Genomic DNA, 20,163 nt, shown 5'->3' on the forward strand with positions numbered 1-20,163 from the left:
GACTCTATTACATCCCTACCTCACTTTAAAAGATGTTGGTAATGACAAGCCTTTACAAGGCAGGGCTGTTTCATTCCCTAAAAGGCTCTGATTTACAAGCGTTTCAAGCAAAAAAGTCAGGTGACTAAAAAATCTGATTGGGCAAGAAAATCGCGATCACACTGAAATTTACTCGTTGAGGTGGTAGCTTTTCGATGACCAAATCAAGCAAATTTCTGACTCATACTCTTGATAAAATATCTAAGAGATCGAATGAAACAGCCCTGCTTGTAAAGGGGGGAAGCCGGAAATCGAGTTCCCCACCCTTTGTAAGGGGAGGGTTAGGGTAAGGAGGGAAGCCGGAAATCGAGTTCCCTCCCCTTTACAAGCGATGCCCTGAGCTTGTCGAAGGGGGGAGGGTTAGGGTGGGGTAAAGCGTATGTGGGACAAGCGTTTAAGCTTAAGTTGACACCAATGGGTATAGCTCACATAGATACAACTCAACATCTAGGGAGAACTAGCTGTGGACAAGTTAATCATCTTAAAGTTAGGGGAGGGAAACTTTGAACAAGGTTTTACCGTGACTTTACAGATTGGCGATGAAAATGTCCGCCCGACTGTGGAAATCACAGGTGAGCTTCCCCCTAACCCAGAAATTCTCCGCGATTATCATCGTTGGCAATCTATTTATCGTAATTTAAGGCTGCCATCTCGTCCGATTGGTTTAGCTAAACAACTTACCCAAGCCCCCAGCCTCGAATACTGCCAGCAGGTGAGTGAGGAATTTAAAGTAAGTTTTAATACTTGGCTTGCTTCCGATTCTTTTCGTTCCATCCGCGAGAAATTGTTAGAAAAACTCATGCTTGTGGATAATATTCGGATGCTTTTACAAACCAAAGACCTGCGATTACAGAAATTTCCCTGGCATCTTTGGGATTTGCTAGAACGCTATCCCCAGGCGGAAATCGCCCTGAGCGCTCCTGCTTACGAACAAGTCAATCTTAACCGCATAGCAACTACATCCGACAAAGTAAAAATCTTAGCGATTTTGGGTAACAGTCAAGGTATTGATACCAAAGCAGACCAAGCGCTGCTTAATTTGTTACCCAATACAGATATTACTTTTTTAGTTGAACCACAATGTCTTGACCTGACTGACCAGCTATGGGAGCAGAATTGGCAGATTCTATTTTTCGCCGGACATAGTTCCACTCAGGAAACGGATCAAACCGGAAAAATCTACATTAATCAAACAGAAAGTCTCACAATTAGCCAGTTAAAGTATGCCTTGAAAAAGGCAGTAGAGCGAGGTCTAAAACTAGCGATTTTCAATTCCTGTGATGGCTTGGGATTGGCATGGGAGTTTGCAGATTTACATATTCCCCAAATTATCGTCATGCGAGAGCCTGTACCCGATCGCGTCGCGCAACAGTTTTTAAAGTATTTTTTAGAAGCCTTTGCGCGGGGAGGCTCGTTGTATTTAGCCGTCAGGGAAGCACGAGAAAGGTTACAGGGACTAGAAAACCAATTTCCCTGCGCGACATGGTTGCCTGCGATCTTTCAAAATCCGGCTGAGATGCCGTTGAATTGGGGAGAATTGTTTAGAAATCCACCCAATCTTCCTGCATCTTTGTCTCAAACCACGCCTGTTAGAAGAACCACAAATCGGCTTGGCTTTTCATTAATATTACTGACGAGCATGGTAGTAACCGGAATATTAATCGGGGTAAGGTATTTGGGCGTGCTGCAAACATTAGAGTTAAGTGCATTTGACCAACTGGTACGCTTGCGCCCTGCTGAAAAACCAGACTCACGCCTACTGGTTATCACTGTAACTGAAGAAGATGTCCAGGCGCAAAAACCGGAAAAACCTCAAGGTTCGTTGTCAGATAAATCACTTGCCAAACTGTTAGAAAAATTAGAGGCATATCAACCACAAGTTATTGGTTTGGATATATATCGAGATTATCCAGTGGATAAGGATTATCCAGCATTGGCAAAAAGGATGCGAAAAAGCGATCGCTTTGTTGGGGTGTGTCAACTCAGCGATTCTCAAGCCGGAAAACCAGGTGTAAAACCACCCCCAGAAGTTTCTTCACATAATCTCGGTTTTAGCGATATTGCCGTAGATTCAGATAATGTTGTGCGTCGCCAGCTGTTAGCGTTGACTCCTGCGCCCTCATCTCCTTGTACTGCGCCCTATGCCTTGAATGTTCAACTGGCGCTGCGTTACCTGTATACGAAAGGAATTCGGTTGCAATTTACCCCTGATGGCGCATGGCAATTAGGGAAGGTGACATTTAAACCAATAGAAGCTCATACCGGAGGTTATCAAGGAGTTGATGCTTTTGGGCACCAAATTTTATTAAATTATCGTTCTTCTCCTTCACCAGAAGCGATTGCACCAAGTATGACCTTACAACAAGTGTTAAGGGGTAAGCTAAATGCCGATGCAGTCAAAGGCAAAATAGTCATTATTGGCACAACAGCAGAAACTTTTGGTGATTACTGGTTAACTCCCTACATCACTCCTCAAGGAAAATTACAGGCAATACCAGGAGTCTTTTTACAAGCGCAGATGGTCAGTCAACTGCTCAGTGCTGCTTTGGACGGAAAACCTCTGTTGTGGACTTGGCCGCTTTGGGGTGAGGTAATTTGGGTTTGGGGTTGGTCTTTTTTAGGCGGTTTATTTACTGCTTATCTGCACCGATTCATTTACTTAAGTTTGGCAGGAGGAATAGCCATTATTAGTTTATACGTTAGCTGTTTTATATTTTTAATTGTATATAGTTGTTGGGTTCCCCTCATTCCTGCTATGTTGGCTTTAGTAGTTAATAGTTTAATAGCTACAACTTACTTAAACATGAAATTTAAAAATTAATATTGGAAAAGTCAGAATTCAGGAGTCAGAATTCAGATGAAAAGCTATTGGCAAAAAATGCAATTAATCGCGGCAGTGGGAATGACTTTGTGGGTAATTATCGGCTATTCTCCAATGATTTGGATGACACCAGTTGTGGCGGTCACTCCTAAGAAATTTTCGCCTCCTCCGCCTCCTCCAGACAGGGGTGCAGCAGGCGATCGCGGAGGGGCTGCAAGTCGCGGTTGTGGTGTTGGGAATCAGTCTGTAGTTGGACTTGTACCTATATACAAACAAACAGTCAATCAAGGGCAAACAGAAGCTATTTCTGTTACTAAAGTTTGGGGTTTGACAAATGAAGAATATCCAACTTTTTGGTTTTTTGTCCCCTATCAAAAGTCTCTAATTGATTCCATTGAGTTTGTTGTCAAAGATGAGTCAGGTAAATCAAGTCAAACTCTTTACCGAACAATGGTAACAATACCAGAAACACCAGGAATTGTTAGCATTCGCTTAAATGAAAATGCTCCCCCATTGCAAGTAGACAAGATGTATCACTGGTTTTTTAAGATAAAAGTCATTTGCAATCCCCAACAACCTCTAGAACGTGAGTATGTGGAAGGATGGGTGCAACGAGTCAATCCAAATCCTCAATTAGTAGATAGCTTGAAGCAAGCAACTCCTCAGCAACGGGTAAACCTTTATGCCGAGAATGGTATTTGGTACGATGCCTTAACTACTGTAGCTGAATTACGTCTTAGCAAACCTGAAGATCCAACTTTAGCGGTGGAGTGGATGAATTTGCTTCAATCCGTAGATTTAGAGAATTTAGCTAAACAACCTTTGATAAAGTGTTGCGAAGCCAATGCAAAATAGCAGAGCAAATGTACAATATGGAATTCTTCAAAAGCAGTTTAACTCATTGATACGTTCAAGCCAAAACTTACAAAGCAGAATCAAAAATTTGCTGTGCTGTAAAGTTGAGTTTGGGGAATAAAGGCGATGCAATAAAATTATTTCCCCTAAACACAGTCATTTGATAATCTCCGTCAACTAATTCGCAAATTGTAATAGTTTTTTGTTTAGGATTACCAGTAAATCTTTTGCCACCGATCGCAGCATAGTCTACAATCCAATACTCAGGAATCCCCATCTCTTCATAATCCCTGAACTTGTCATAGTAGTCGTCTCGCCAGCAGTTGCTACTCACAACTTCGACAGCTAATGGGATAGATGCAGCTTGAATAACAGTCGATTGCTTGCTCCACAGAGGTTCATTCACGAGATTGTCATGATTTAATAGCAAAATGTCAGGAGAATAGGTTGAGTTATTGCTTTTAATTTTGACAAAAGCAGTTTTGGGGATGCGAAACGGAAGTCCCATTTGCAAGAACTGGAAGGTTATCTGTGCCGCCAAAAATCCAACAACATTTTCGTGTTCACCAGTTGGAGGTGGCATTTCTAGAATAACTCCTTTATGTAGTTCATATAGCGCCCCGTTTGAGGGGTACCACTCGATAAATTGTTCAAAGGTTACTAACTTGGGTAGGGTTTGAGTCATAGTTACCACCTTCACATATATTTGACTTTACCATCGCTGCCCCTAGATTGTGCCGCAAGATAAGAGATATACCAGTAAGCTTTATTAGAATACTATAGCGACTACTCTCAAGTCTGTAGCGACTACTCCCAAGTCTGTAGCGACTACTCTCGTGTTTTCTACCTCTTGCCCTTGTATATGAGTAATTATATACCGGGATATTACTGGTATCAGCTAAAAATTTTATTATGAGAAATTGCGATTTATGCTGAATCCCCAGTGATTTCATAATCTAGATTCCGCAATTCAAAATAGGCTTTGAGAAAAGAAATAACCTTGTCTTGGGGATGTTCATCGTCATCTAGTATCAGTGTATCGCCCTCGCCATTCCAATAAGGGTCAAGCTTGGCGGCTTCTAAGGTTCTAGCCAAAGAACATAACTCTAGATCATTCCCAGTGATGTAAAAACCATCTGAACAACGAAATACATTCATAGCAAATCCCCAGTGGTTACTCTTGGTTGCCTCGCTTGCGTGGCATTTGGTCTGGAGCGATACCATAACGGATTAAGTAAGCTTTAATTTCCAAAAGTTCCTTGATCAGATCGTCAAGCATTTCTTCGAGATCCTTAAATCCGTGGGCAATGCCGTCAGATATTTGGATTTGATTATTTACAAGGTGATTGAAGTCGCGTTTATCATTAAGGGCTTTTTCTGCGGCTGCAACTGCTTGTTGAGTTGTCGATTGCCGCTCAAACTTAAGTTTATTAATCCACCAAGTTATCCAACCCGATACCGCGCCAACAAAAGCCAGTACAAAGCTGGCTAGATTAGCATCAATTTTCATGAGTAGATGTATTCCGTAACCTTAACTTTGGCAGTGGTTGTAACTACTCCTGAACAGATTCCTACAACTGCATTTTGGCTAGAATTATTGTCAAGAAACTTTTCTCCAGGAGCCAACAAAAATCGTAGCTAGTAGCAGAAACAATCACAGTATTGGTAGTGTAGTCAACCCCAATTGGTACGTACTTAAAATACACAGTTGAAGGGCCTGTATTAGTAAATAGGCACGAGTGCCGACTGCCATCTGCTTTTTCGTTAACAATTAAAGTTTTTGAAGTAGTAACACTAGCATCATTAGTTGGTTGAGCATTAGTAGCTGCTGTTTTGTTAATCGAAGAGTAAAACATATTTTCTTGATAAACCTGAACATTAATTGACCAAATTACATCTGTGTCATCCAGCCGGAGAAATCCTAAACCATTCCCAACGACATCTTTAGGAAAATAGAAAATCTCTGTTTCTAGACTCCGATAACTGAGTCTTTGAGGGCTATAAATATTGATTTCATTATCTTCCTCAAAAATCTTGGCAATAGCGGCTTTTAAATATTTGCCATCAGATTGAGCGCTAAGAAAGTGCTTGACTCGAAAAACCTCTCCAGCAGAAGGTACTATTAACCAACTCTTTTTTAAATTAAAAGTACCTAAGTTGAGCCAAGTCATTTATCCAGCGCCATAATTGGAAATATCATCAATTTTCTGTTCAATCCGTGCTAAGGCTGGCTGTATATCTGAGGTTAAAGATTGTTCAATAGAATCATAATCCGCCCCCTGGTATTCCCAAAGAGTAAGACGTAAATCTTTTAGCCAGTAAGCACCCTCTAATGTCAACTGAAAAGTATCAAAGTTTAACTTGAGGCTTATATTTAACGTTTCTCTGAAGTTCTTGAACTGGAACGCCATAAATAGGAGCTTGCAAGCTTTGTGTGTGACCTGCGGTTACTTCAAATAGCCATAGCCGCATCATGGTCATCGTTGCCGTATCTTCATCTTTCATTATGCAAGCATGACGTAATGCTGCTTTTGGTGTAGAGATATCGTTAACCTCTTGGTTTTTAAACCACTGACTAACTGTTTTGTTATGCCAGCGTCTAACGGTATCTTGTAGAAATTCCCATTCATTAAAGTTATCTGGTAATGGCATACTTAATCATCTGGGTCTAAATCTATATCGGCTAATTCTAGAGATGCACTAATAAGTTTTGCAGATGCTTGATCCGCTTTTAGTTTGTCTGGTTCTGGTGATTCTTTGCCTTTGTTTTCGGGTTTGTCATCTTCTTTAATTGCCTTTACAAGCTCAGTGTTTGCAGTTGTAAGTTCTGTAACTGCGTTGACAACATCCAACGGTGCTTGAGTCACCATTTGAATAGTTGATGCACCATTTTGAAGACTTTCTAAACCTTGAGTAACGCGATTAAATTTTGGCTGTGGATTCATCCAACCGTAAGCTGTTTCTAAAACTTCTCCAGCGTTCCGAAGTGCATTTCCAATCTTTGCAACTTTACCGGCGGTCATTTCTAGCCCGGTAAGTATTGCCAACGACAAGCCTTGAAGAGCGTTAAATATATTAATTGTCGCTTGATAAATTCGATTAGCTTTTGCCCAATCTTCTTTTAGTTCAGTATAGTTTTCGGCTCCGATTGCCCCCTTAATTAAGTTTTCAATAGAGCTACTGATTACAGAGCCAATGTCAAAATTACTTCCATCTTCTTTTTTCAATCCGATTAATTGAAGAACATTATTAATTGCTCCAACTAGAGTCTGTCCTATGTCATTTGAAAGCATCAACGCGTTATGAACAGTCGCGGCGAGTATCATCACATTTAGCACCCTATCAAGCTGCATCCAATCAGCAAAACGTGTGAGCTTTCCTGATATGCCACCTGCCAACTGAACACCAAGTTTATTGTTGATGACATTTAGTAACGCTAAATTCGCTCCGTTTACTACAGAGTTGGAGGCACTTACTACTGTTGCAAAACCACTACTAACACTGGCTTTTATACCAGCGATCGCATTGCCTAATACACCCTGTGTTTGTTGATGTTGAGCGGCTATAAAAGCCTTTAATTCAAATACTTCTGCTTTGATGCCTTGTTTGTAGGCTGTGGTGGCGTTTTCATTTGCGATCGCGGCATTACGAACTGCACCGTCGGCTGTTGTTTGTGCTGTCTTGGCGTTGGCGTTTGCGGTAATTGCGAAATTCTCAGCACGAGTAGCTGTTACTTGCGCTGCACCAGCTTGTAATTTTGCTGCTTCACCAATACTCTTGGCATCAAGGGCGATATTCTTCACTTGTACAGTCAGTGACTCATTAGCACCGATACGGTTTTGCAACCCTAGCAACTTGCCCAGAATACGCGATACATCATTGCCAAGCTGTACTAACCCACTTTCTACGGCATCAATACGCCCACCTAATACATTGAGGGTTGCCAGCTGTTCGATAAGCGTGAATATCGTAGCGATCGCGTTGAAAGCCTCCAGCAATCTACCAGCTAATCGTCCTGTCGCAGCTAGTGCTTCACTACTTATGCCCACAGCTTTTGCAGCCGCAATTCCGATTTCTTAATTGATGAGAAAGACCTTCTATTGCTGCCCAATCACTATTGCTAATGCACTTGCCGCTACAACGATTAGTACCGCAATTAACTTCACACTCCGATAGTGACTTATATATTCCTGTTACGTCAGGAACACAAGCACCATTTACGCAGTTGTAAGTATTAATAGTTGGGCAAGCGTTACAGCTGCCGCTTGAGATGTAGCCAGCATTAGGCGTACTGTCATGTGGTTGGGTGATGAACTCTGTGCCGGATTTGTAATAATATCCAGCGCTGATTAATAGCACTCCATCCATGTACAAATTCTTGCCATCACCTGCTGCATGCATTATCGCGAAATTCCGGTGTAGTACCACAAGCAAAATGTTCGTAACTGTTGACGTTGTTCCCATCTTTGCCTGCGAATCGCCAGCACTTGACCACCATATATTAAACCTTAGACAAGAACATCAGCACCCGCCTCAACCCTACTAGCTCAGGATCGGAGTATCGCTTCAGGTTTCCTACGATCTCCCGTAATTGGTGATCGGCGTAAAGCTCGTAGCAATTAGCGTCCTGCCAATCTCGCTGATTAATGTTCACTGCTTCTTCTCTGTTCATTTATCAAAAGTCATTAGTCATTAGTCATTAGTCAGCGCCAGGAGCGGATTAATTTTTCAATCTCCACCGGAGATTGACCATCTGCGATCGCAATCTCAACCTCCCCCTTCCTGTGCTGCGCCAACTGCGATCGCACATTCCCTCCGGCTATATGCCGATGCTTAATCTTCCCCTGGGCCTTCCAGCAATAGCGACAAAAAAAGACCAGCCGATATAACTGACTCGGCAAAGAGATGGTTTATTAGGCTGGTTTCACTAAAGTGTCTCATCTCAGTAGCTTTTGCCAAATCCGGGAAAATTAGCACTTTGTGTAATAGCCGTTGAAAGCTGATGAAGAGTGTTTCAGGCTACCAGTGTCCCGTAAGTGGTTATGCAAGCGAGTAGAGACATGAGGTGTTTGTCTACACAAGTCGCGGCTTGGATAAAAGCTGGTGACGTGCATTTGTATGGGGGCCCCAATCTGTAACCGACCTTAGTAGGGCATTCCACATTACCAGAGGGCTTATGCCGACGTGGTGACACGGTGGGCCGTGGAAATTAAGACCTGGGTGAAAATCCCGTAGAGGCTGGCGTGTAGGTAATGGCTCACGCACAGATGCATGATCGCGAAATTGCATACCACACGGTGGAATGCAACGGATCACAGTTTCTTTGAAAAACGCGCAAACCCTTGCGACCAGTCGCATTTTTTAACTCATGACTCAGCACCAAGGAAAGTATGTAACACGAAAAAAACGGATTCGCCAACTAGAAAAAGAAATTGAGCAGCTAAAGAAGCAGGTTTTAACCCTCACCCAACTGCTTGACGATGCCCACGGGATAATTTATCGTTCCCGTCTTGGCTTGGCGCGTGCCGTCGAGCAAGATTTCCATGAGGAATTACTGCCATCAGAATTACCGCTCGCAGCGCTGCGGACAAAAAAACCACCGCGACGCAGAATCCCAAATTTATCAATAGCACCCCGTGCCGACTTGGTGATGGATCGCGATCCAAATGGCCGCCTAATTATTAAGGGCACGGCTAACTCTTCACCACCGCGCCTTCAAGCTTGATTTTTTTGTAGGAGGAATCTGCCTATGAAATAACTTTCATTTATATAAGCCGCAAGTACTTTAAACCAGTCAATTGCTGATGGTTGACTAATTTTACTTGTCATAAAAGTTAGGCAATTAAGAGGATTACAAAACGAAAATCTGATGTGCTTCTTTCCAACGACTTCCTATGATATCTGGTTGTCGCTTATGCACTCGTCACTGACGAATTAGCAAAACATACAGGAGTAACTGCAATTGAACACCGAATGAGATATATCGACCAAGGTAAACAAAAGTTTCATCAATTTTCTGATGAGGAATTACACACCTTTTTGAAAGAAAACTACCCAACATAATGCGACATGACTTATCAACAACACCTTTTTGAATGGGTCGTTGTCAAGCAATATGCCCCGTATAAGTGGGTAATTTTGGCTGAATTTAAGCCTTACATGAGCGTGTTTGACAAATTCGGCTTTGGTTTACGAGTGCGATCGCGACTGCTTACCAGGATTTATCCTTTTGAGTCGTTCCTGGGTGTCAACGGCAGGCCAGTTATTGAATATGATGGCAATATCAAATTCGCTACAGAGAGCTAGACAATCAAGAAATCGGCACTTGTATCCCTCTTCTGTCACTCTCCGAGATAAGCAAGTAGTAAATAAGTGAAATCATCCAGAAGCAAAAAAGGGTTTAAATTGGTTCATGGCACAAATTAAATGATTAAATCCTAGCAATAAATGAGAATTTGGAAAAATATCTAACCAGGGATAAATCAGCCAAAATAGTAAAAGAGGTTGGACAATTAAACGAAGATTATTAAGAGTATTCTTCCATCCAGAATTATGATTCCATTGTTGATGATGAGAAAAATCTACACAATTAGCATAACTAGTACCTATCACCTCAGTTTCAATTTGAAGAGATTGATTTCAGGCTAAAAAGGCTGGAGAATTTAGACTAATCATTTCTGCATATCTGGTGCATAAACATCCCCAAGACTGATTTGTGGTTCCAATGTCATCAGGATGCCGTGACGGGGACGTAATGTAAACATTGGCTCTTCCTCAACTGGATGTCCAGGTACTAAGTGCAGCCGATATTTTTGAGCCACCATTGCAACTATCAACTGCATTTCAGTCATCGCAAATATCTCACCTATGCATTGGTGTGGCCCGCCACCGAAGGGGTAGTAAGCATAGCGTGGACGTGCAGCCGCTTGTTCTTTTGTGAAGCCCTCAGGGTCGAAGTCTTCGGGATTCTCCCAAAAAGCTGGTAGGCGGTGGGTGACATAAGGGCTAATTATGATTACAGAGTTAGCTGGTATGTGATAGCCTCCAACCTCGTCGGCTTGTAAGTTAGTACGAGTATAAACCCACGCACCAGGATAAAGCCGCATCGATTCTTCCAGTACCATCCTGGTATATTTCAATTTTGGTAAATCTTCAAGAGTCGGAGTACGCCCATTTAAAACACTCTTGAGTTCATCTTGGAGCCGACTTTCGACGTGAGGATGAAGAGAAAGCAAGTACCAAGTCCATGCAAGTACAGCTGCTGAAGTTTCAAATCCACCGGTAAAGATGGTCATAATCTCATCGCGCAGTTGTTTATCGCTCATTCCCTGACCAGACTCTTCATCGTAAGTATCCATCAGCATAGAGAGCAGGTCGTCAGGACTATTACTATTTTCCCGACGGGAGCGAATGATCCGATAGACGATTCTATCTAGTGTTCCCATCGCTTGCACAAAGGCGCGGTTTTTCGGTGTGGGTACCCATAGAGGTAGCTTGAACACTGCCCATAGTTGACTACTAAGATACTCGTAAGCAGTATCCCATGCTTGATTCATCTCGGAAATTTCGTCTTCAGAATCAATGCTCAACAAACTCTTGAGGAGGATATTCTGGGCTAGTTGCATCATCTGTGTAAAGACATCCAGGGGTTTGTCTGAGCCGATGCTGCTCCAGGTATCTAGCATTTGGCTAATGGTTTTAGTCATGAAGGTGACTAATGCTCCAACCCGATGGCGATGAAAGGTTGGTTGCATTAAGCGGCGTTCGCGCCGCCAGGAGTCACCCTCGGCAACTGCTAGACCATTACCGATTACCTGCTTAATAGACTTAAAGTTTTCGCCTTTAATGTAGTTGCGGCTATTTTCTTGCAGGATGTACTCTGGGTGAGAGACTAAATAAAGCTGTTGAGGCCCCATTGCTCCCAGATGGACTACTTCGCCATACTCCTGTACGGCATTCGTGAGAAACTGTAGTGGATTCCGCAACATTTGCGGGAGGTTGCCTATAATCGGGTAGCCGATAGGGCCGGGAGGAGCTTTGCTGACTCTTGGTGAAATACTCTGTTTGTGCATCTTAACTGTCCTCAAGATTTAATTGAGACTCGACAAAATATCTTGAACTGCTTGCACAATCTGCCCACCAGATGCGATATCTGCACTAATCCGGGCAATATGTTCGTCAAGAGGTTGTTCGTGGTCGTTCCAGATATAAGGACGGTCAGATGAGGCTGGTTGTCCGATCGCATCGCGCACTGCCATATATAAATCTCTGGTAGCGGGAGATAAACAAGCACGAGCATCATAATGATCTGCAACTAAATAGGTGCGTAAATCAACCGCTTGTAGCCCAAATATCAAAGCGATCGCCATATACTGTTGGAAGGTATCTACTGAACGACGCGCTAAGTTTGCCGAAGCAAAACCTTGGCTGTTGATATTTTGGTTAAATTGTTCGGCATGGGTAGGAAATCTGTCTGCGATCGAATTTCCATAGAAGGTTAACAATGGCATGATCGAGTTCCCAGATATTTGCAGACCTTTTAGCCCCATGTTGACACTGCGCTCTCAGTTCCCTACTAAAGATGCTGGCAGGCCATTGTTAAATTCTGGCGCTACCAGATAGGCTATTTGCACATCCAAATGTTTAGCTAACAACTCGATGTAGTAGCGCAACCGATCCATTCCTACACCGATGTACTGCCCTAAGAAATTACCGCCATGATAGCTAACTTGGTTCTCAACATCGATCAGTGGGTTGTCGGTGACAGAATTAATTTCTACTTCGATTTGTTTTTTAATCTGCTCGATCCCATCTACAATCGGCCCCATGTATTGTGGTAAACAGCGCAGTGAATAACGGTCTTGAATTGGATCTCCACCCCGATAGTTGTGAGAACCATCTAGTTCTTCGCGGACTAAGCGTGAACCTATTAGTAAGTTCAGCATTTGGTTCGCAGCCCATTTTTGCCCTGAATGTGGTTTGAGTTGATGAATAAATGGGTGGAATAATTGATTGGTACCATTCAAACCTTGAATTGCTAGGGCATGTGCCCCCATTGACAAAGCTAATAAAACTCTGGTGTCGTAAACACAATTGGCAGCAATACCTGTCATGACTGAGGTGCCATTCATCATTGCCAATCCTTCTTTAGGAAGTAATTGTAATGGCTCTAAACCCAGATGACTCAATGCTGTCGGCGCATCGATTTCTTCGCCGTTAAAGTCAACAGTATAACAACGGTCTAAACCAACCAATGCCCCAGTAACTACTCGTACCAATTCACGATGAAGATGTACTTAATATTTCTTAAACGAATTGGCAAGTAGTACGCCTTTTCTTAGAGAGAGGTATGATGGATGCGGGTGATTTTCCCAATTGGCAGACGTTTTACACTGATTTCCTTCACTGATGTAAGCGCGATCGCTTTTTCATTCATAATTGAGCCATTTTGTAAAGTCGCCAAACTCCTACTTCAGTATGGCGACAGCCTGATGAACAGATCGGGTAAATTAAGATAAGTAAAGAAAACGCTTTGAACTAAATGGCAGCTCTAAGCTTACAAGAAATTTCTACTCAGCTAGAAAGTCCGAATTTACGCGATCGCATGGTAGCCCTTGCTAATCTGCGTCATGTTGCGGCTGAGGATGCAGTCCCTTTGATTAAAAAGGTACTAGACGATGAATCTTTGCAACTGCGATCGATGGCAATATTTGCTCTGGGAATCAAGCCAACCCCAGAATGTTATTCTATTTTGGTAAAAATTCTCGAAAATGACCCCGATTATGGTATACGCGCTGATGCCGCCGGTGCTTTAGGATATTTGGGTGATGCCAGAGCCTTTGAGGTGCTTTCACGGGCATTTTATGAAGATACTGATTGGCTAGTACGTTTTAGTGCAGCTGTTTCTCTAGGTAATATTAAAGACCCCCGTGCCCATCAAATTCTGATTCAGGCCTTGGATAGCAAAGAAGTCGTGTTGCAACAAGCTGCAATCTCTGCACTGGGAGAAATTCAAGACATCGAGTCTGTAGATAAGATCCTGCGCTTCGCCCAATCAGATGATTGGTTAGTGAGGCAGCGTTTAGCAGAAGCCTTGGGAAATCTTCCTACTCCCAAAAGTGTCTCAGCTTTAAAATACTTGGAAAAAGACAATCATTTCAACGTTGCTGAGGCAGCCAGAATTGGCCTCAAGAAGCTTGAGGAAATAGGCAATCAAGCTTAACATTAAAGCTTCCTGCTACCTTTTAATAATAATTAAGTGGGAATTTTAGCATTTTGATGCAGGGTAATTTCATTCATGAATATTGAAGAGTTTTTTCAGTTAAGTACTGGTAAATGGTTTTCTCATCGTACTAGTCAACATTTGGCTTTTAACCAATCGGAACATAGCAAGTCAGATATCATCATTGAGACGCTGCCATTAGATCGTCCAGAAGTTATCAAGCTGTGTGAAAGTTACAACATTAATCCTAGTTCTGCTTCCTGTGCTACCAAAATTACCTGGAACGGCACAATGGACAAGGATCAAACAAAACATAGTGGTTCAACTGTGTTAGTTTCGGTACCTGATGCGGATAATCCGACCCAAGGCAGGTTACTCCGAGAAATAGTTGATACCAATAAAACTCCAGTTCCCGGACGCTATAAATTTGACAGCGATGGTGCTTTGATCCTAACTACAGAGGATGAAAACATATTCTCAGAGGAACGCCTGTGGTTTGCTAGCCCCAATTTACGAATGCGGGTAAATGTGCTTAAGAGTTTTGGTGGATTTAGTATCACTTCCTTCACTTCAGAGATTCGCATGGGCGGCTTTCCACCCCCTGAGAAAGTTTCCGAGGCGGCTAATTCAGTATCTAGTTAGGTTTGATCGCAAAATATTCCCCCCCGTTTCTAGGCTACAGTGTACAGACAAATCGAACTACCCCCCTTAATCCCCCCTTATAAAGGGGGGAAAAATAAATCCAGTTCCCTCCCCTTTATAAGGGGAGGGTTAGGGTGGGGTAAAACCTTGGGTTTTTCAGCTATTTCAGACTTGTGTATACACCGTAGGTTTCTGGGGGGAATTAAGTAGAGATGGATTAGCGTTAGGGAAAGTTTTGATTAAGCCTGTAATACCTTAAACCACTTATTCAAAACTGTGCTGATGGTTTTCTTAATCTGATGGTTGCGGCTCCATTTTTGGAATGCCATTTCATACTCTTCACCTTTGATTTGAAAGGTATTCCAGACATCAAGTGCTACAGGCAATCCGCAGAATAGTAAAATGTACAGCGACCAAGAAATTCCGCCACCAGTAATTAAATCAAGCAGTATAAAAAAGCCATTGAAAATTGCATATTTGCTTAAACGCTTCTGAAATCTTCTGATGCGGTAAGCGTCAAAAGCTTTTCGCTGTTGAACTTGGCCCTGTTGTAATACCCAATCGCGCTCTGCTAATTTTAAAGACTCAGGTGAAATTTCTAACTCAGCAGCAATTTCTAATATATGCTCATAAGAAAATTCTGTGTCTTTATCATCTGCTTGACGAGCGATCGCTAAGTGCAGAATTTGTTGGACATCTTCTTGGCTATACGAGCGGATGCTTTGAGGTTCAAACGCCGTCATAATTTTTTCTCTTATATTACTTTTAATAGAAATTTGCTGCCCGATAGATGTTAAGCAGCTACGCTAGTACTATTTCCATTATTCTTAGATTAACAAATCTAGATGCTGTCCGGCATCGAATGTATGGGATTTTTAACTTTGGGCATAGGGTAAAGAGGCAGAGGGGCAGGGGGCAGAGGGGAAAAATTGACTGCATCTGCCCACTTTCCACCAATATAAAGACTCTCCAAACATCCAAGATATTATCAAATGCAGCAGAGCATAATTAATAACGAAATAACAAGCATTAACAAGGATGTAACTCAATGGTTGAAGAAAATGGATCGATTCGTACCCTATCAGTTGATATTGGCGGTAGTGGTGTTAAGGCTATGGTTTTGGATATTACGGGGCATCCTGTAACAGAAAGAGCGCGTTTGGATACACCTCAACCTGCGACACCGGAGGTTGTAATTAATGCAATTGTGGTGTTAGCAGCGGCTCAAGGTGAATTTCATCGCGTTTCGGTCGGTTTTCCTGGTGTGGTGCGCTGTGGAGTCACGGAAACAGCGGTAAACTTACATCCAGATTGGATCGGATTTGATTTGGAAACAGCATTATTAAAACACTTAAACAAGCCTGTACGGGTGATTAATGATGCAGACATGCAGGGATTTGGTGCGATCGCTGGTAAAGGTGTCGAATTGGTGATTACTCTGGGTACGGGGTTTGGTTCGGCTTTATTTGTGGATGGTAAGTTGGTACCAAATATGGAAATGGGGCATCATCCGTTTCGCAAAGGAAAGACTTTTGAGGAGCAGTTGGGGCGTGCAGAGTTAGAAAAAATTGGTGAGAAAAGATGGAATAGGCGTTTAGAAAAAGCGATCGCATCCTTGCAACATCTGTTTAATTATGACTACCTTTACATTGGTGGTGGTGAAGCGGTGAGAGTGAATTTACAGCTCCCGTTAAATGTCAAACTCATCCCTAATATCACTGGTTTATTAGGCGGTATTGCTTTGTGGCGAGATGAAAAAAGGTAAAAAGTTTTTCAATATCTACAACTGAGAGTACTAAGCGATATCTAAGGGCGGCCTACGCCTACACGCTGTTTATTCAAGTAAAATAAACTAAAATGAATGAAATTGGCCTGATGATGACGGGCGTGTTAACAATAAGACAAGCATCTGGAACCAATTTGCCACAGCAGCAATTATTTCAGATGGAAAATGACGTAAACCAGTCAAAACAGAGTCAGTTAGAGATAGCTGCTAAAGTTACGCCACCTGAATTTATGCAGACAGATGAGATTTCCCAGGCTTCTCTCTCAACGCTAAAACTAGAAAAAGAATACATACTTCAGAAAATTAGCAAAAAGAATCTGGGACTAATTTCTTCTAACTTCGGTAAGCCGAAGAAATCTTTTCAGTCTGGAGGTAAAATCCGTACAAAGGCTACAGGACGGTTTCAGAAGTTTAGTAGCGAACCCCTACCGACTCTTTATTTCGGTAGTTCTGGTATTGCTGTCAGAGCCTTACAACAGTTATTAGTGTCTAACGGTTATGCTGTGAGAGTAGATGGGATTTTTGGCGCACTAACAGAGACTGCTGTCAAAGCCTTTCAAAACCAGCAAAATTTAGGTGTGGATGGAGTAGTTGGTCAACGAACTTGGAGTGCGTTGACAATTTAGTTAAAAGTTATGAGTTAGGAGTTAGGAGTTAGGATAATTTTAGATTTTCATAATTACTCACTCTTCACTCCTCACTTATTATTATCGGTACTGATGCTGTTCTAATAGCTGTTGCGCTCTTGGCTTATAAATTAAATAGAACAAAGCCTCAATATAGCGCAATAAATCTTCCCGATTTTCCATAGAGGTAAAGTTCCAGAAGCCATAAATCCGTGCTAATGATAACAGCTTGCTAGTGTGAATTTTCCAAGTATAGGTGCTGTAAACTCGGTCAATTCCTCGCTGGGAAATTTCACTCCAATAGTTAGAATTTTGTTCGCATTTTGTGATAAAGTCCACAATTTTAGTGGCTGTCTCTTCTAAATTAGTTGGGTTAATCAAAAAGCCATTCACCTTATCTTGAATAATCTCTAATGGCCCGCCAAACTGTGTGGCAAGAGTTGGCAATCCTGAAACCATCGCCTCTAAAATTGTTAAACCAAAAGCTTCAAATAAAGCTGGTTGGACAAAAATTCCCTGACGATCGGCAATGACTCGATAAATTTCACCGGAATCGGTTTTGGAGAGGCGCACACCCAACCAACGAATTTTCCCGTGGAGATTGTACTGGTCAATTATTTGGTAGAGTTTGATAATTTCGCTGCGTTCTTCGTTGTCATCTGATTCTTCGACGCGTAACTTACCCGCGACTAAAATTAAGTTGCAATGCTCTTGTAATTCTTGACTTTGACCATAACATTCAGCCAAACCTGTGAGGTTTTTGATGTGGTCAAGACGCGCCATTGAGAAGAGAGGGCGCTTGTTAGGATCGTCTAGTTTGCCGAAGATTTGCGTGGGATCTTCCAGAGTAAAAAGCATTTCTGCAAGGCGTTGGCGATCGCTCTCTACGCGGTCTTTATTTCGGGTGTAGGGGAAGTAATTATTTTCGTTTACTCCCGGCGGTACAACATTAAATTTAGGACTAAATAATTCAATGCCATTGGTAACATGATACAACTCCGGCATGGTAAAGCATTTGTAAGACTCGTATTGTCCCACACTATCCGCTGTTCCGACAATTTCTTGGTAGGTGCTGCTAATCACAAAATTGGCAGCATTCATGGCAATCAAATCAGCTGTGAATTGCAAGGAAAAATGATATTTATCTTCTAATTCTTGCCAGTAGAGGTTGCTAAACAAGTATTTAGATTTCTCCAAAGCATGGGCAACATTGCATTGAGTAACTTTCAGCCGTCGCGCCAGCAAGAATGCTACTAAATTCCCATCAGTATAGTTTCCAACTATTAAGTCAGGTGTGCCGTGAAATTCTGCCCGTAGTTCTCTTTCGGAATCAATGGCGAAAGTTTCTAGATAAGGCCAAAACTCAAACCGGGAAATCCAGTTTTGAGTCATGTTAGGATTAAATTCCCGTAAAGGCACTCGCAAAATCCAAGCATTTTCGCTACCGTGAACTTTTTCTAGCCGTTGATTACAAAGGGTGCCATCACTATTGGGAATCAAGCGGGTGAGAATAATTACCTTTGGCTCGACATTCAATTTCTCTAAACCCGCAAGCAGGACATCTTCTTGTAACTGCTTCTCTAGGCTTTTTGCCTGGTCAAGGACGTAAACTACCTGACCGCCGGTATCGGGACGCCCTAAAACTCCCTCTTGTCCAAACCAACCGTGAGCTGATACTAGGACGATTCTAAAAATCATCGGGACACGAGAAATGAATGCTTCTAGGGTCTGAGGATCGGCAGAATCAATCAATTCATCGAGAATACTTAAAGTTTCCCGGACTCGCGCTGCGGTGTTACCCCATCCTGGCTCAAAACCCATTGACTGCAATTGGAAGCGGAATTGTTCGTAGGGTTCATCTTCGGGGCGATTATTAACAAAACCGATAGCTTTCTTAACTTGCTCGGAAAGTTGCTGCTGTGATTGAATGCGATCGTTGAGCAGCAGCTGAACACCGTTGTATTGGTGCAAACGCAAGAAATTCAACAAGCTATCCAGCAATTGTTTGGAGTCTTGAAATATTTTGCTGGATAGATAGCGGTTGAGAAATTGTACCCCTTTACCAATATTTTTGGGGTCGCGGATGACTGGGGAGTAGTCATAAAACGGGCCGAAGTCCAATTCTAGCAGGCCGCCCTCGTTAGGATGATATTTGTTCACCAAGCGATCGCGCACATCCAACAAATCCTGTACCGTCATCGGCTGAATGCTTAAGTCTGATGTCAACCAATAAACTTCTTGGCTGGCAATCTTAGAACGGATGATGAAACAGAAGTTTGAGTCTTCTTGAATTATTTCCTGAGTATAGTAAATGAGTTTGCCTAACTCAGAAGAAGTGTAAAAAGTCTCAGGTTTCTGGGACTTGGAGCAATACTCACTATATACATTGAGTATGTCGTTCCGCAGCAAGTACTTCTTTTCTTTTTGGCGTAATTCACTAAGAAAAGAACGTAAATCACTTCTTTCTTCACTATCTAAGACTGCTTGAAGCAATTCAGACATAGCAACTCCACTAAATGACGATGTTTGCGTTGTTAACTTTCTAGGCAAGACAAATAAGCCTCTACCTTTTGTTAGACATATATAAACACGAAACAACACAGATAAATTATATTTACCTGTGTACATCCAAGTATCAACTTTTTAGCAGACACTTAAAGCGTGTTCTTCTTTACCTAAAGTATCTATGACTCAGTATTTTTGGATCTCACTAAAGGAATACAATTTTTATTTCTTTTGATAGAGGTTACTAAATAACTGCATAATAATACTTGGGGCACAAACGATCGCGCCCTCAATTGCTTAATGTAATCTTTACTATATCATTGATTTACGTATATTTTGATTATCAGCACATCTAGAAGGAAAAGATTTAACTAAGTAAGTTGGCACAATAAAACCAAACTGTGTGAAGAAAAATAAATAAGGCTCAAACCCTTTTTCTTCTTGCTCCTTGCTCCCTGCCCTCTGCTTTATCCCAACGATAATTATTTAAGCCGACCTAATTATCAAGCTTTATAAGACTTTTAAATCAATATTCTTTAATTATTTCAGAGTGCTAATATTCATTTTTATAGTGCGTATAAATAATTTATTCTGCAACTTTGAGTATTGGCAATATTGTGCTAATTTTGAGAATAAGTAATTGTGCCGCTATTATCTATTTGTCAAA

At 41.9% G+C, this 20,163-nt stretch carries 21 protein-coding genes and 2 pseudogenes; 8 read left to right on the plus strand and 15 right to left on the minus strand.

The window, feature by feature from the left end; genetic code table 11:
* The first annotated feature begins 502 nt into the window (after positions 1–502).
* The gene (locus RM368_RS29195; RefSeq protein ID WP_322697295.1) at positions 503–2,860 is read left to right on the plus strand and encodes a CHASE2 domain-containing protein; all 2,358 of its coding nucleotides are present in this window, start codon (positions 503–505) and stop codon (positions 2,858–2,860) included.
* Between the two features lie 36 nt (positions 2,861–2,896).
* The gene (locus RM368_RS29200; protein WP_322697296.1) at positions 2,897–3,715 is read left to right on the plus strand and encodes a DUF928 domain-containing protein; all 819 of its coding nucleotides are present in this window, start codon (positions 2,897–2,899) and stop codon (positions 3,713–3,715) included.
* Positions 3,716–3,782: 67 nt separating this feature from the next.
* On the opposite strand, the gene RM368_RS29205 is transcribed toward RM368_RS29200, so the two are convergent.
* From RM368_RS29205 to RM368_RS29245, 9 genes are all read right to left on the minus strand, one after another.
* The gene (locus RM368_RS29205; RefSeq protein WP_322697297.1) at positions 3,783–4,400 is read right to left on the minus strand and encodes a Uma2 family endonuclease; all 618 of its coding nucleotides are present in this window, start codon (positions 4,398–4,400) and stop codon (positions 3,783–3,785) included.
* A gap of 242 nt (positions 4,401–4,642) precedes the next feature.
* Positions 4,643–4,873 (minus strand): hypothetical protein, encoded by a 231-nt coding sequence (locus RM368_RS29210; protein WP_322697298.1) that lies wholly within the window; start codon positions 4,871–4,873, stop codon positions 4,643–4,645.
* A gap of 16 nt (positions 4,874–4,889) precedes the next feature.
* Positions 4,890–5,225 (minus strand): hypothetical protein, encoded by a 336-nt coding sequence (locus RM368_RS29215; protein WP_322697299.1) that lies wholly within the window; start codon positions 5,223–5,225, stop codon positions 4,890–4,892.
* A 61-nt stretch (positions 5,226–5,286) separates the two neighbouring features.
* Complete coding sequence (locus RM368_RS29220; RefSeq protein ID WP_322697300.1) at positions 5,287–5,886, minus strand: hypothetical protein; 600 nt, start codon at positions 5,884–5,886, stop codon at positions 5,287–5,289.
* Entirely contained in the window at positions 5,887–6,054 is a 168-nt protein-coding gene (locus tag RM368_RS29225; RefSeq protein WP_322697301.1) for a hypothetical protein, read from the minus strand.
* 10 nt (positions 6,055–6,064) lie between these two features.
* Complete coding sequence (locus tag RM368_RS29230; protein WP_322697302.1) at positions 6,065–6,367, minus strand: hypothetical protein; 303 nt, start codon at positions 6,365–6,367, stop codon at positions 6,065–6,067.
* A 2-nt stretch (positions 6,368–6,369) separates the two neighbouring features.
* Positions 6,370–7,764 carry a hypothetical protein gene (locus tag RM368_RS29235; protein WP_322697303.1) on the minus strand — a complete coding sequence of 465 codons (1,395 nt, stop codon included), beginning with the start codon at positions 7,762–7,764 and terminating at the stop codon, positions 6,370–6,372.
* Positions 7,751–8,116, minus strand: coding sequence for a hypothetical protein (locus RM368_RS29240; protein WP_322697304.1), 366 nt, complete (start codon positions 8,114–8,116; stop codon positions 7,751–7,753). The genes RM368_RS29235 and RM368_RS29240 overlap by 14 nt, the downstream gene beginning before the upstream one ends.
* Before the next feature lie 302 nt (positions 8,117–8,418).
* A complete protein-coding gene (locus RM368_RS29245) occupies positions 8,419–8,616 on the minus strand; it encodes a hypothetical protein (RefSeq protein ID WP_322697305.1) in 198 nt (65 codons plus the stop codon).
* Positions 8,617–9,083: 467 nt separating this feature from the next.
* On the opposite strand from RM368_RS29245, the gene RM368_RS29250 reads away from it, so the two are divergent.
* Together RM368_RS29250 and RM368_RS29255 are read left to right on the plus strand one after the other, a co-directional pair.
* On the plus strand, positions 9,084–9,440 hold the full coding sequence (locus RM368_RS29250) for a hypothetical protein (RefSeq protein WP_322697306.1): 357 nt from the start codon (positions 9,084–9,086) through the stop codon (positions 9,438–9,440).
* 344 nt (positions 9,441–9,784) lie between these two features.
* Positions 9,785–10,021, plus strand: coding sequence for a hypothetical protein (locus RM368_RS29255; protein ID WP_322697307.1), 237 nt, complete (start codon positions 9,785–9,787; stop codon positions 10,019–10,021).
* Positions 10,022–10,093: 72 nt separating this feature from the next.
* Here RM368_RS29255 and RM368_RS29260 read toward each other — a convergent pair.
* The 4 genes and pseudogenes from RM368_RS29260 to RM368_RS29275 form a co-directional block, all read right to left on the minus strand.
* Positions 10,094–10,390 (minus strand): annotated as a pseudogene (locus tag RM368_RS29260) (IS701 family transposase); the annotation flags it as partial.
* The gene (locus tag RM368_RS29265; protein ID WP_322697308.1) at positions 10,387–11,787 is read right to left on the minus strand and encodes a cytochrome P450; all 1,401 of its coding nucleotides are present in this window, start codon (positions 11,785–11,787) and stop codon (positions 10,387–10,389) included. The gene RM368_RS29265 and the pseudogene RM368_RS29260, both read right to left, overlap by 4 nt.
* Before the next feature lie 18 nt (positions 11,788–11,805).
* Positions 11,806–12,993: pseudogene (locus tag RM368_RS29270) on the minus strand (aromatic amino acid lyase).
* A gap of 59 nt (positions 12,994–13,052) precedes the next feature.
* Complete coding sequence (locus tag RM368_RS29275; protein WP_322697309.1) at positions 13,053–13,178, minus strand: hypothetical protein; 126 nt, start codon at positions 13,176–13,178, stop codon at positions 13,053–13,055.
* Positions 13,179–13,256: 78 nt separating this feature from the next.
* Between RM368_RS29275 and RM368_RS29280 the strand changes: the two genes are divergently transcribed.
* Entirely contained in the window at positions 13,257–13,937 is a 681-nt protein-coding gene (locus RM368_RS29280; RefSeq protein ID WP_104905234.1) for a HEAT repeat domain-containing protein, read from the plus strand.
* 75 nt (positions 13,938–14,012) lie between these two features.
* Positions 14,013–14,579, plus strand: a complete 567-nt coding sequence (locus RM368_RS29285; protein ID WP_322697310.1) for a phycobiliprotein lyase — start codon at positions 14,013–14,015, stop codon at positions 14,577–14,579.
* 239 nt (positions 14,580–14,818) lie between these two features.
* On the opposite strand, the gene RM368_RS29290 is transcribed toward RM368_RS29285, so the two are convergent.
* The gene (locus RM368_RS29290) at positions 14,819–15,322 is read right to left on the minus strand and encodes a 2TM domain-containing protein (protein ID WP_104905232.1); all 504 of its coding nucleotides are present in this window, start codon (positions 15,320–15,322) and stop codon (positions 14,819–14,821) included.
* Positions 15,323–15,627: 305 nt separating this feature from the next.
* Here RM368_RS29290 and RM368_RS29295 point away from each other — a divergent pair, with 305 nt between their 5' ends.
* Positions 15,628–16,344 carry an ROK family protein gene (locus RM368_RS29295; RefSeq protein WP_322697311.1) on the plus strand — a complete coding sequence of 239 codons (717 nt, stop codon included), beginning with the start codon at positions 15,628–15,630 and terminating at the stop codon, positions 16,342–16,344.
* A gap of 92 nt (positions 16,345–16,436) precedes the next feature.
* Positions 16,437–16,991: a peptidoglycan-binding domain-containing protein gene (locus RM368_RS29300; RefSeq protein ID WP_322697312.1), complete on the plus strand. Its 555-nt coding sequence runs from the start codon at positions 16,437–16,439 to the stop codon at positions 16,989–16,991.
* A gap of 81 nt (positions 16,992–17,072) precedes the next feature.
* On the opposite strand, the gene RM368_RS29305 is transcribed toward RM368_RS29300, so the two are convergent.
* The gene (locus RM368_RS29305) at positions 17,073–19,493 is read right to left on the minus strand and encodes a sucrose synthase (protein ID WP_322697313.1); all 2,421 of its coding nucleotides are present in this window, start codon (positions 19,491–19,493) and stop codon (positions 17,073–17,075) included.
* Between the last annotated feature and the right edge of the window lie 670 nt (positions 19,494–20,163).

Source organism: Nostoc sp. DedSLP03 (assembly GCF_034530815.1).
Lineage (GTDB): Bacteria > Cyanobacteriota > Cyanobacteriia > Cyanobacteriales > Nostocaceae > Nostoc.